The following is a 12427-nucleotide window of genomic DNA, read 5'->3' on the forward strand; positions in this document are numbered from 1 at the left end:
ACTCATGAACGCCATCGTATGGCCCGAGCAATTCACGCCGGGTATCACCGACAACTACGTGTCCAATGAAGTCATCGTCGCCGGTCTGAGCGCAGCCGACGTGTGGCCCTGCCTGAACGACACCACCCTGTGGCCGACCTACTACAGCAACGCCAGGGACATCGAGTTCCGCGACGGCTCCGGCCCGTTGCTGCGCGCCGGCGCGCGCTTTCGCTTCACCACGTTCGGTTTCCCGGTCGAAGCGGAAGTCACCGAGTATGAACCGCCCGCCCACGGCAAGCCTGCGCGCGTCGCATGGCATGGCTGGGTCGAAGGCACGCAAGCAACGCGGCTCGACGTCCATCATGCGTGGTTGTTCGAAGACCTGCCGGGCGAGCGCGTGCGCATTCTCACGCAGGAAACGCAAAACGGCCGGCCCGCGAAGGAGCTCGCGCAGACCAAACCCAACCCGATGCTGAACGCGCATCAGGAATGGATCGACGGGCTGCGCGACACGGCGCTTGCGCGCAGCAAACGCGCTTAGCGCTTAGCCCCTCCCGCTACCCACCCTACCTATCCACCCCCTTTTCGACGTGCTATTATGAGAATAATTCTCATTTACAAAAACACCGGATCGATCCATCCGGTGTCCTCGGCAGGTCATGGCGGCAAACAATCCGACGCTGCATCACGAAATGCGCACGCTCTACAGCGATCATCACGGCTGGCTTCACGCGTGGCTGCGCAAGAAGCTCGGCTGCGCGCATCGCGCCGCTGACCTCGCGCACGACACGTTCGTGCGCCTGCTCGCCCGCGATGAACCGCTCAGCGTCGACGAACCGCGCGCTTTCCTGACGACAGTCGCGCAACGCGTGATGGCCAATCACTGGCGCCGCGAGCAGATCGAGCGCGCCTACCTCGACGCACTGGCGCTCGTGCCCGAGCAGTTTGCGCCGTCGCCGGAAGAACGTGCGTTGCTTCTGGAAGCGCTGTACGAGATCGACAGTCTGCTGGAGAGTCTGCCGATCGCCGTCAAGCGCGCATTTCTGCTCGCGCAACTCGATGGTTTGAGCCACGCCGAAATCGCCGCGCGACTGAAGATCTCGATCTCCACCGTGAAGCGCCATCTGGTGCGCGCTGGCGCGCAGTGTTTCTTCGCGTTGAATGCCGCGTGACGGATGCCGCATATGAACAACGCTGACCCGAGACCCGACGTTGCGCAGCATGTCGCGCTGCGCGCGGTTCAATGGTGGATGGAACTGCAATCCGGCAAGGACACACGCGCACAGCAGTTTGCACTGGCGCGCTGGCGCGCCGAGCATCCCGATCATGAACTCGCGTGGCGGCATATCTGCAACGTCAGCGGGCGCTTTCGCCGCCTCGCCGACGCCACCGGCGACGCGCAGGGCGCGGCCGCCGCACGCTCCGCTCTGACGCGCGCCGGTTCGGCGCGACGGCGCGCTAGCGTCAAAGCGCTGGCGACCCTGCTGTTCGCCGGCGGTGCAAGCTGGATGGCGAGCGAACACGTGCCGTGGCGCACGTGGAATGCCGACCTGCGCACCGCGCTCGGCGAACGCCGCAGCGTCACGCTCGCGGATGGCTCGCGCGTGACGCTGAACACCGGCAGCGCAATCGATATCCGCTTTAGCGACGGTGAACGCCGCGTGCGTCTGATCGAAGGCGAAATCATGATTGCGACCGCGCATCGCGACGGCGAGCGCCGGCCCTTCATCGTGCAAACCGCGCAAGGCAGCTTGCGGCCGTTGGGTACGCGCTTCACAGTCAGACAGCAAAGCGGGCTATGCCGTCTCGACGTCTTCGAAGGCGCCGTGCAGATCAGGCCGCTCGACTCGCCCGCGCTCGAATCGGTCGTGCGTGCCGGACAACGCGCCCGTTTCACGCGCGACCAAATCAGCGAGCTGGAGACGATCAGCGAGCACGACGCGGCATGGACAGACGGTCTGATCGTCGCCAGCGGCATGCCGCTCGGCGATTTCATCGACGAACTCGCGCGCTATCGCGCGGGGCATCTGAGTTGCGATCCCGCGGTGGCCGGGTTGCGTCTGTCGGGCACTTACCCACTCGCCGATACGGACCGCGTACTCGATACGGTGGCGAGAACCTTGCCGGTCGAGATCGTGTTCATCACCCGCTATTGGGCCACCGTGCGCGCGGCGCGCTCGTAAAAAACCGGTCTGCGTTTCTGAACTGCACCCCACGTCGAAAAAAAATCACCCGTTGTGAGCTGTTTTCGAATCTCGCGTGACAAGGGAGATGAAAGCAACACGTCATCTATCTTCCTGCGAGCTTTGAACATGGGACAGTATCGAAAGACCGGCGCCGGCCGCGGCGTTTTGCGCGGCCGGCCGGCGGGACACTTCGCGCGGCATATCGCAACGGCCGCGCTGATCTCGACGGGGCTGCCGTTCAACACGGCGCTCGCCGCTGAACCCTCGGCCGCTACCCGCACCGCCGCCGAAGCCCCGGCGCGCAAGCGTTACGACATTGCGGCCGGTCCGCTCGAAGGCGTGCTCAACAGCTTCGGCCGCGAAGCCGGGCTGCTGCTGTCGTTCCCGCCGGCGCTGACGGCCGGGCGCAGCAGCGCGGGCCTGCACGGCGAGTACGACGTGCAACAGGCGCTCGACCATCTTCTGCTGGGAAGCGGACTCGCCGCGCAGCAGCAGTCCAACGGCGGCTACACGCTCGTTGAACAGACGACGCCCATTGCCGACAACAAGACCGACGACAACACCAGCGGCACCACGCTGCCCGTCGTCGCCGTGACCTCGCGCATCGTCAAAGCCGGCAGCTATCGCCCGCCCGCAGAAGCAGTCGTGATGCGCTCGGACACGCCGATACTCGACATCGCGCAAGCCGTCAACATAGTGCCGGCGCAGGTGCTGCGCGACCAGCGTCCGCGCAATCTGGACGATGCGCTCGCGAACGTGAGCGGCATCGTCCAGGGCAATACGCTGGCCGGCACGCAAGACACGCTGCTCAAGCGCGGTTTCGGCGGCAATCGCGACGGCTCGATCATGCACAACGGCATGCCGCTCGTGCAGGGCCGCGGCCTGAACGCGGCCGCCGACAGCGTCGAGGTGCTCAAGGGCCCCACCTCGCTGCTGTACGGGATCATGGACCCGGGCGGCGTCGTCAACGTGGTGAGCAAGCAGCCTTTGCTCACGCCTTATCACGCGATCTCCGTGCTCGGCTCGACGTATGGGCACGGCCGCAACGGCGCGGGCGCGACGCTCGACACGACCGGCCCGATCGGCCCGATCGGCGATTCGGGCCTCGCGTACCGGCTGGTGGTCGATCGGACCGACGAGCAGTACTGGCGCAATTTCGGCGAGCATCGTGAGACGCTGGTCGCGCCGTCGCTCGCCTGGTATGGGCGCGACACGCAGGTGGTCGCGTCGTACGAGTACCGCAATTTCCTCTATCCGTTCGACCGTGGCACCGCGCTCGATCCGAAGACCAATGAGCCGCTCGCGATTCCGAGCCGCCGGCGTCTGGACGAACCCTTCAACGAGATGGACGGCGAATCGCATCTCGCGCAGTTGAGCGTCGATCATCAGATCAACCCCGACTGGAAGGCTCACTTCGGCTACAGCTACAACCGCGAAACCTACGACGCGAACCAGTTGCGCGTGCAGGGCATCAACAGCACGACGGGCGCCGTGTCGCGCAGCAACGACGCGACCCACGGCGCGCTGGGCACGGACAGCTACGCGATCGCGTATGTGGACGGCCATTTCGACGTGGCCGGTTTGCGCAACGATCTGCAAGTCGGCGTCGACAGTGAATACCGCCGCATCTATCGCCGGGACCTGCTGCGCCAGGCCACCAGGTATCCGTTCAACTTTTTCAATCCGGTCTATGGCCTGGAGAGTCCGTCGAGCACGGTGTCCGCGAGCGACAGCGATCAGACCGACACGCTGCACGAGCGCTCGCTGTTCTTCCAGGACAGCCTGCATCTGACTGACAAGTGGATACTGATCGGCGGCGCGCGCTTTCTGAGCTACAACCAGATCGCGGGCAAAGGCCGCCCGTTTGTTGCCAATACCGACATCAACGGCAGCAAATGGCTGCCGCGCGCAGGTGTCGTGTACAAGTGGACCGAAACGGTGTCGCTGTACGGCAGCTACACGCAGTCGCTCAAGCCGACCTCGACCATCGCGCCGCTATCGAGCGGCGTGGTGATCGATTCGTCGGTGCAGCCTGAGCAGGCCACTTCGTGGGAACTCGGCGCGAAGATGGCGATGCCGGGCGGCCTGAGCGCCACGCTCGCGCTCTTCAACATCGACAAGAAGAACGTGCTGGTGCAGCAGTACAACGACACCACCAGGCAGACCGACTGGCGCACCGCCGGCCGGGCGCGTTCGCGCGGCGTGGAGCTCGACGTGGCGGGCCAGATCGGCCAGCGCTGGAGCGTGATCGCGAGCTATGCATATATCGACGCAAAGACCACCGAAGACCCGCTCTACGCCGGCAACCGGCTGTGGAATGCGCCGCAGAACACGGCGTCGTTCGCGGCAGTGTATGACTTCGGCGCGATTCTCGGCGGCGACCAGTTGCGCGTCGGCGCCGGCGTGCATCACGTCGGCGCGCGGCCGGGTGATTCGGCGAACAGCTTCACGCTGCCGTCGTACACGGTCGCCGATGCGTTCGCCACCTATGACACGAAACTCGGCAACCGTCATCTGTCTTTCCAGCTCAACGTGAAGAACCTGTTCAACAAGACTTACTACCCGTCGAGCGTGAACAAGTATTTCGTCTCGGTGGGCGATGCGCGTCAGGTGTCGCTGCTATCCACGCTCGAGTTCTGAGCGCCGCGCAGTTCGCACGAGACACGCGCATTCGACCGAATCGATCAATCTGCCAGCGCGCAGTTCGCACGAGCCACGCGCATTCGACTGAATCCACCAATCCGCAAGAAAACAGGAATCGCCATGAAGCCAACGCATCGCCGCACTGGCAATGACCTCGCCCCCACGCCCACGCGCCGGACCTTTCTCGCCCCGGCGGCAAGCGCCGGCGCGTGGCTGGCGCTCGCGCCGGCCGCCGCACGAGCGGCGTTGAACGCACCGCATGGCGACGCGAAAAAAGGCAGCAAAGAAGTCGTGCTGGTCGTGCAGACGAACGGCCCGCACCTCGCGATCGATCAGATGATCGCCGCGCATCTCGGCGCACGTGGCTATCGCGTGCGGATGCTGGGCGAGGCGTCGCCGCCGGATGCGGCAAGCGACGCCGAGCGGATCGACAAACGCGGTTCGACAAACGCGAACTGCTTGACCGCTTAGTCGTCGCGCACGAGTGCGCATGCGCCGGGAACGCAACGACCGGTATCGCCACCGGACCCGAAACTGTTATTCTTCCCTCTCTTCCGATCATCATCCGGTCGCCTGCCGCCATCGCGGCGGCACTCCCAGGCGGCGCTCGCGCGCCCCATCTACGAGAGGCAGGAATTTGCATGTTCGGCTTTCTGCGTGGCTATTTTTCAAACGACCTGGCTATCGACCTCGGCACGTCGAACACGCTGATTTACATGCGTGGCAAGGGCATCGTGCTCGACGAACCATCGGTGGTCTCGATTCGCCAGGAAGGCGGTCCGAACGGCAAGAAAATCATTCTGGCCGTCGGTAAGGAAGCAAAACAGATGCTCGGCAAAGTGCCGGGCAACATCGAAGCGATTCGCCCGATGAAAGACGGCGTGATCGCCGACTTCAACATCACCCAGCAGATGATCAAGCGCTTCATCCAGATGGCGCACGAGTCGCGTATGTTCGCGCCGTCGCCGCGCATCGTCATCTGCGTGCCGTGCGGTTCGACCCAGGTGGAGCGGCGCGCGATCAAGGAGGCCGCGCATAGCGCGGGCGCCTCGCAGGTCTATCTGATCGAGGAGCCGATGGCTGCCGCGACCGGCGCGGGACTGCCGGTGTCGGAGGCAACCGGTTCGATGGTGGTCGACATCGGCGGCGGCACCACGGAAGTCGGCGTGATCTCGCTTGGCGGCATCGTCTACAAGGGTTCGGTGCGCGTGGGCGGCGACAAGTTCGACGACGCCATCGTCAACTACATCCGCCGCAACTACGGGATGCTGATCGGTGAACAGACCGCTGAAGCGATCAAGAAGGAAATCGGCTCCGCGTTTCCAGGCTCCGAAGTCAAGGAGATGGAAGTCAAAGGCCGCAACATGTCGGAAGGTATTCCGCGCAGCTTCACGGTGTCCAGCAACGAAATCCTCGAAGCGCTGACCGATCCGCTCAATCAGATCGTCTCGTCGGTGAAGATCGCGCTCGAACAGACGCCGCCGGAACTGGGCGCCGACATCGCCGAGCGCGGCATCACGCTGGCGGGCGGCGGTGCGCTGCTGCGCGATCTCGACCGGTTGCTGGCCGAAGAAACCGGCCTGCCGGTGTTGGTCGCCGAAGCGCCGTTGACCTGCGTGGTGCGTGGCTCGGGCATGGCGCTCGAGCGCATCGAAAAGTTCGGCGGGGCGTTTTCGTACGATTGAGCGAACCGCGTCGCGTGCAACCAGGCCCATTGCACTTGCGGTGCTAAGAATCGGCGAAATACTTGGTTGTTCACCGTCGCGCTCGTCCCGTACCGTTCTCCGATTGCGCCTTCGCGCGCCTCACTTCGGAGAACCCATGTCAGCACCCGAATCGCAGCACAACCCGGCGGGTCCGATCGCCGACGCCGCCCAACTGTTCGGCGACGACCCGCTGACCCGCCGCTTCGCGCCAATCTTCGCGCGTATCGCCGAAGGCGCGGTGCAACGCGAGCGACATCGCGAACTCGCGTATGCGCCGGTGGAGTGGCTGCGCGAAGCGGGCTATACGCGGCTGCGTGTACCGCAACAGTATGGCGGCGAAGGCGTCTCGCTGACGCAATTCTTCGTGCTGGTCACGCGGCTTGGCGAAGCGGATTCGAATCTGCCGCAAATCCTGCGCGTACACGGCGGCTTTATCGAATCGCTGCTGGAAAACAGCGATGAACCGCTGCGCGAGCGCTGGCTCACGCGCGTCGCCCGAGGTCAGATCGTCGGCGGCGCAATCTCCGAGCGCACCGGCGTGACCAGCAACAGCGTGCGTCTCACGCAGACCGATGACGGCTGGTACCTCGACGGCGAGAAGTACTATACGACCGGCACGCTCTACGCCGACTGGGTCGACGTCACCGCGCACGATGGCCAGAGCGACGTACGCGTGCTCGTCAAGGCCGACACGCCGGGGCTCGCCCGCATCGACGATTGGGACGGCTTCGGCCAGCGCCTGACCGGTAGCGGCACCGCGCGTTTCGAGCGCGTGCAGGTGCCGCCCGACCATCTGTACCGCCGCTATCACGCATGCGAGCCGCGCCGCAATACCCTGCTGACCTTGTACTACCAGGCGTTGCACGTCGCGAACCTCGCGGGTATCAGTCGTGCGGCGCTGCGCGACGCGGTGGCTTTCACACGCGCCAAAACGAGAACCTTCGGTGTCCCAGGCGAATCGAGTCCGCGCGACAATCCGCTGGTGCACCGCGTCGTGGGCCGCCTCGCCAGTCTCGCCTATTCGGCGCAGAGCATCAGCGCATCGCTCGCCCGGGCGATCGATGAAGTGAGCGTCGCGCGCCGCGAAGGCCGGACCGACGAGCAGACCTACATCCGCCTCGACATCCAGACGTTTCAGGCGCAGCAGATCGTGATCGAGCAGACCTTGCAGGCGGCCACGCTGCTATTCGAAGTGGGCGGCGCGTCGGCCACCAGCGAGACGCGCCGCTTCGACCGCTACTGGCGCAATGCGCGGGTGCTCGCGTCGCACAATCCGGCGATCATTCGCGAGGCCGCGATCGGCGACTTCTATCTGAACGGCAAAGCGCATAACGAACGGTTCGGGATCGCGCGGGAGGAGTTGGCGGCCTGAATCATGTGGCACAGTATCGTCAGACGCATGCGAGCGGCTTGACCCAGGCTGCGCCACCCAACCGCCCTGACGAACAACATGACGACTCTGCCTGCCTACGAGCCTCCGGTCGACGAAAGCGAGCTGCTGCTGAAGTGGATCCGGCGCGCGCGCGAATCCCAGATGAGCCACTACGACATGGCCGACCTGCTGGCGGCGCGCGATCGCCGCATCGGCTGGCTGGTGACCGCATTGACCGCGTTCGTGGGCACGGCGGTGTTCGCGTCGCTGGTGTCGGCGGCAGTCACGGTTGAAATGCGAATCTTCGTCGGGCTCATGAGCGTGACGGCCGCGGTCTCGGCCGCGCTGCAAAGGTTCGTGCGCTATGCGGAGCGCGCGGAGAAGCATCGCGCGGCCGGCGCGCGGTATGGCGCCGTGCGCCGCAGGCTCGAAGCGGTATTTGCCGGCGACGCCGACGCACGCGACGGCCACTACCTGACCGCGATTCGCGTCGAACTCGACCGGCTCGCCGAGGATTCGCCAAACGTGCCGCCGCGCATCTTTTTCCGCACGCAACGCACGCTATCGATGGCCACGCGGCGCAGCCGCGATGCGTGAGCAAGCGTGAGCAAGCGCGTGGTGTGAGCGCCCGTGACGCGATCGCGCTCCGCTGCGCTTGTCAAAGATCGTCCACGCCGATTCCCAACTCCGCCGCGATCCGCCGCACCACCGCCTGAAGCCGGCTCACCTCGTCGGCCAGCCGCTTCTGCTCGGCCTTCACCGCCTCGAACGCGGACAACGGCACGGCGTCGTCGTCGGCGCCGCTGGCCGGGGCCAGCTCGCTCGCACTCACCTCGCCGCACAGCAGATGCATCCAGCGATGCTCGCGCTCGCCCGGCGTGCGGGCCAGCTTCACGACCCGCGGCGGATCGTTGGCGGTCAGTTCCTCCAGGAATGCCTCGACCGACGAAATGTCGGCGAAGCCATGCAGACGCGCGCTGTTCAGGCGCAACTCGGCTGCGGTCTGCGGGCCGCGCAACAGCAGCGTGGTCAGCAATGCCGCCGACTGGCTCGGCAAGCCGAGCACGCGATTCAGGTTGTGCTCGAAGCGCGGCACGCGGCTGCTGCTGCCTTCCATCACGAGACTGAGCCGCTTCAGGCCATCGATGGCGGTCAGCACCTCGGCCTCGGTCGCGTTCATCACCGGCGCGCGGCCGGTTTTCTGATTGCAGCCCAGCGTCAATGCGTTCAGCGACAGCGGATAACTGTCCGGCACGGTGTGCTGCTTTTCGACGAGCACGCCGAGCACGCGCCCTTCGAGCAACGTCAAGGCGCGAATCGCGGGGCGGGAGGAAGCGTCGGGAGTGGAGTTCATGGATGATCTTGCGGCATGCGTCGCCGGGTCTCGTGGATGATGCGCGTCGCCGTTGCTTGGCGGGCGGCGCTTTCTGAGGAGCGGTCACTATGATAAACGGCCGGGACCGTCGCGGTGTACGAAACTCTGGATTGGCGATGCGAGCAATGCCCGATTGGGCACGCAGCGTGCCATCAGCGCAAGTGCTGGGCCGGTGCGCCTGTCGAAACCGGAGGCAAGTTCGCGCGCATCTGCTAGTGTTCTCTGATCAGCGCCTCTTGTGTGGAGAACCCGTGGTGTCCACCCGCTCCGCGAAGCCCAAGCCAGCCGGCTCCGGCGCAAAAGCCCGCCCGCCAACCGACGCCGACACCGACGCCACGCGCCTGAGCGACGCGCAGATCGCCGTCGAAGCGACCCGCCGCCTCGCATGGGACGCCGCGGTTCCCGAACACACGGTCACGGTGAAGGTCTCGCGCGGCCGCATCACGCTGGAAGGCGTGGTCGAACGCGAGCAGCAGCGCGCCGCCGCGCTCGAAGATGTCGGGCGTCTGTTCGGCGTGCGGGGCGTCGTCGATCACATCGTCGTCAAGGCGAAGTAACGTAACCTCAGCGTCACCCCAGCGTCACCCCAGCATCAATCGGCACGGGCGTGCCTCGCTCAGCCTTTCCATGTCCAGTTGCGGATTTCCTCCTTATCGATGCCCTCGGCATGCGCATAAGCCAGATGTTCGATGATCTGCCCGCGCAGCCACTCCTTCGTATGATCGCCGACGCCGCGCAACGCCGGCACGCGGTCGATCACATCGATCGCCAGCGAGAACCGGTCCACCTGGTTGATGATCGCCAGTTCGAGCGGCGTGTTGATGTTGCCTTTCTCGTGATAGCCGTGCACGTGCAGGTTTTCGTGGTTCGCGCGGTTGTAGGTCAGCTTGTGCACGAGCGACGCATACGAATGGAAGTTGAAGATCACCGGCTTGCTGGTGGTGAACAGCGAATCGAAATCGCGGTCGGCGAGCCCGTGCGGATGCGCGTGCTCGGGCATCAGGCGGAACAGATCGACCACGTTGACGAAGCGGATCTTCAGCGCGGCGAAGCGCTCCTTCAGAATCTGCACCGCGGCGAGCGCTTCCATCGTCGCGATGTCGCCCGCGCACGCGATCACCACGTCCGGCTCGACGCCCTGGTCGGTCGACGCCCAATCCCAGATGCCGATGCCCTTGGTGCAATGCGTGACGGCCGCATCCATGTCGAGATACTGCAGATGCGGCTGCTTGTCGGAGACGATCACGTTGACGTAGTCGCGTGAACGCAGACAATGATCGGCCACGCTCAGCAGGCAGTTCGCGTCTGGCGGCAGATAGATGCGCACCACGTTCGGGCTCTTGTTGGTGACCACATCGAGAAACCCCGGGTCCTGATGCGTGAAGCCGTTGTGATCCTGCCGCCAGACGAGCGACGTGATCAGCAGGTTGAGCGACGGCACCGGCTGCCGCCAGCCCAGCTCGCACTTGGCTTTCTCGAGCCACTTGGCGTGCTGGTTGAACATCGAGTCGATCACGTGAACGAACGCTTCGTAGGTCGCGAACAGGCCGTGGCGGCCGGTCAGCACGTAGCCTTCGAACCAGCCTTCGAGCGTATGTTCACTGAGCATTTCCATCACGCGGCCGTCGGGCGACAGTTCGCCGCCGTCCGCGTCGCCAGGCTCCGTGCCGGCAAGCCAGGTCTTGGGCGACGCCTGATAGACCGCGTTGAGCTTGTTGCTGGCGGTTTCGTCGGGGCCGAACACACGGAAGTTGCTCATGTTCCTGCGCATCACGTCGCGCAGGAACGTGCCTAGCACGCCAGTCGGCGACGTGTACGACGCGGCCGGTTTCTTCACGGTCACCGCATAGTCGCGAAACGGCGGCATGTCGAGCGTCTTGCACAGCAGGCCGCCGTTCGCATGCGGATTGGCGCTGATGCGGCGCGTACCCTCGGGCGCGAGTGCGCGCAGCTCTTGAACGAGCCGCCCCGCTTCGTCGAAAAGCGTTTCGGGCCCGTAACTGCGCAGCCAGCCTTCGACCAGCTTCAGGCTCTTGCCACTGGTGGCCGGATCGAGCACCGGCACCTGATGCGCGCGCCACGAGCCTTCCACTTTGTGACCGTCGACCTCCTTCGGTCCGGTCCAGCCCTTCGGCGAACGCAGCACGATCATCGGCCAGCGCGGCCGCGCCGCGTCGTGGTTGGCGCGCGCATGCTGCTGGATCGTGCGGATTTCGCCGATGCACTGTTCGAGCGTCCCGGCCATTTGCTGATGCATCGTGTCGGGGTCGTCGCCTTCGACGAAATATGGCTTGTGGCCGTAGCCGGTCAGCAACGCATCGAGTTCGTCACGGGGAATCCGTGCGAGGACGGTCGGGTTGGCGATCTTGTAGCCGTTCAGATGCAGCACCGGCAGCACCGCGCCGTCGCGGATCGGGTTGAGGAATTTGTTCGAGTGCCACGAGGTGGCAAGCGGACCGGTTTCCGCTTCGCCGTCGCCGATCATCACCGTGACGATCAGATCGGGATTGTCGAACGCCGCGCCGTAGCCGTGCGACAGGCTGTAGCCGAGTTCGCCGCCTTCGTGAATCGAGCCTGGCGTTTCCGGCGTGCAATGCGAGCCGATGCCGCCCGGAAACGAGAACTGCCGGAAAAAGCGCCGCATGCCGGCCTCGTCCTCGCTGCGGTCGGGATAGATTTCCGAGTAGTGGCCTTCCAGATAGCAATGTGCGAGGCTGGCCGGCGCGCCATGACCCGGGCCGGAAAGATAGATCATGTCCAGATCGAGCTTGCGGATCAGCCGGTTCAGATGCACCAGCAGGAAGCTCTGCCCCGGGTCCGAGCCCCAGTGCCCCAGCAGGCGGTTCTTGATGTGTTCGGGTTTGAGCGGCTCGCGCAGCAACGGATTGTCGCGCAGATAGATCATGCCGACCGACAGATAATTGCACGCCCGCCAGTAGCGATCCATTTTGCGTAGCGTTTCGGGGTCCAGGGTATCTGGCGGGATGGGACGTGAAATTGCTTCGGCCATGGCGTCACTCCTCGAAAAGGACTGTCTGGCAGGTTAGCGGGTGCTGCGGGGGAGGTTCGTGATGCGGCGGCGGGCAATGGCGTCGGCGCCGTCGTGTCAGCTTGCTGTCATGTGCATGTCATGACGGATATGACGCGACCAGGGCCTATTGCA

At 65.0% G+C, this 12427-nt stretch carries 11 protein-coding genes; 9 read left to right on the forward strand and 2 right to left on the reverse strand.

The genetic code is table 11. The annotated features are described in order from the left end of the window. Positions 1–4: 4 nt before the first annotated feature. The 8 genes from BN2475_RS27910 (at position 5) to BN2475_RS27945 (ending at position 8486) form a co-directional block, all read left to right on the forward strand. Entirely contained in the window at positions 5–523 is a 519-nt protein-coding gene (locus BN2475_RS27910) for an SRPBCC family protein (RefSeq protein ID WP_162844501.1), read from the forward strand. Positions 524–641: 118 nt separating this feature from the next. After that, positions 642–1154 carry a sigma-70 family RNA polymerase sigma factor gene (locus tag BN2475_RS27915; protein WP_094782680.1) on the forward strand — a complete coding sequence of 171 codons (513 nt, stop codon included), beginning with the start codon at positions 642–644 and terminating at the stop codon, positions 1152–1154. A 12-nt stretch (positions 1155–1166) separates the two neighbouring features. After that, a complete protein-coding gene (locus BN2475_RS27920) occupies positions 1167–2165 on the forward strand; it encodes a FecR domain-containing protein (RefSeq protein ID WP_094782730.1) in 999 nt (332 codons plus the stop codon). Positions 2166–2294: 129 nt separating this feature from the next. Then, positions 2295–4808 carry a TonB-dependent siderophore receptor gene (locus BN2475_RS27925; protein WP_094782681.1) on the forward strand — a complete coding sequence of 838 codons (2514 nt, stop codon included), beginning with the start codon at positions 2295–2297 and terminating at the stop codon, positions 4806–4808. A 123-nt stretch (positions 4809–4931) separates the two neighbouring features. Continuing rightward, positions 4932–5282, forward strand: coding sequence for a hypothetical protein (locus BN2475_RS27930; RefSeq protein WP_094782682.1), 351 nt, complete (start codon positions 4932–4934; stop codon positions 5280–5282). A gap of 170 nt (positions 5283–5452) precedes the next feature. Then, positions 5453–6496: a rod shape-determining protein gene (locus tag BN2475_RS27935; protein ID WP_094782683.1), complete on the forward strand. Its 1044-nt coding sequence runs from the start codon at positions 5453–5455 to the stop codon at positions 6494–6496. A 136-nt stretch (positions 6497–6632) separates the two neighbouring features. Continuing rightward, positions 6633–7889 (forward strand): acyl-CoA dehydrogenase family protein, encoded by a 1257-nt coding sequence (locus BN2475_RS27940; RefSeq protein WP_094782684.1) that lies wholly within the window; start codon positions 6633–6635, stop codon positions 7887–7889. A 78-nt stretch (positions 7890–7967) separates the two neighbouring features. Then, positions 7968–8486, forward strand: coding sequence for an SLATT domain-containing protein (locus BN2475_RS27945; protein ID WP_094782685.1), 519 nt, complete (start codon positions 7968–7970; stop codon positions 8484–8486). A 61-nt stretch (positions 8487–8547) separates the two neighbouring features. On the opposite strand, the gene BN2475_RS27950 is transcribed toward BN2475_RS27945, so the two are convergent. Continuing rightward, positions 8548–9243 carry a YceH family protein gene (locus BN2475_RS27950; protein ID WP_094782686.1) on the reverse strand — a complete coding sequence of 232 codons (696 nt, stop codon included), beginning with the start codon at positions 9241–9243 and terminating at the stop codon, positions 8548–8550. A gap of 272 nt (positions 9244–9515) precedes the next feature. On the opposite strand from BN2475_RS27950, the gene BN2475_RS35860 reads away from it, so the two are divergent. Continuing rightward, the gene (locus BN2475_RS35860; protein ID WP_425435575.1) at positions 9516–9821 is read left to right on the forward strand and encodes a BON domain-containing protein; all 306 of its coding nucleotides are present in this window, start codon (positions 9516–9518) and stop codon (positions 9819–9821) included. A 59-nt stretch (positions 9822–9880) separates the two neighbouring features. Here the strand turns inward: BN2475_RS35860 and BN2475_RS27960 are convergent, their stop codons facing one another. Continuing rightward, positions 9881–12274: a phosphoketolase family protein gene (locus BN2475_RS27960; RefSeq protein ID WP_094782688.1), complete on the reverse strand. Its 2394-nt coding sequence runs from the start codon at positions 12272–12274 to the stop codon at positions 9881–9883. Positions 12275–12427: the final 153 nt, after the last annotated feature.

The organism is Paraburkholderia ribeironis (assembly GCF_900019265.1).
GTDB lineage: Bacteria > Pseudomonadota > Gammaproteobacteria > Burkholderiales > Burkholderiaceae > Paraburkholderia > Paraburkholderia ribeironis.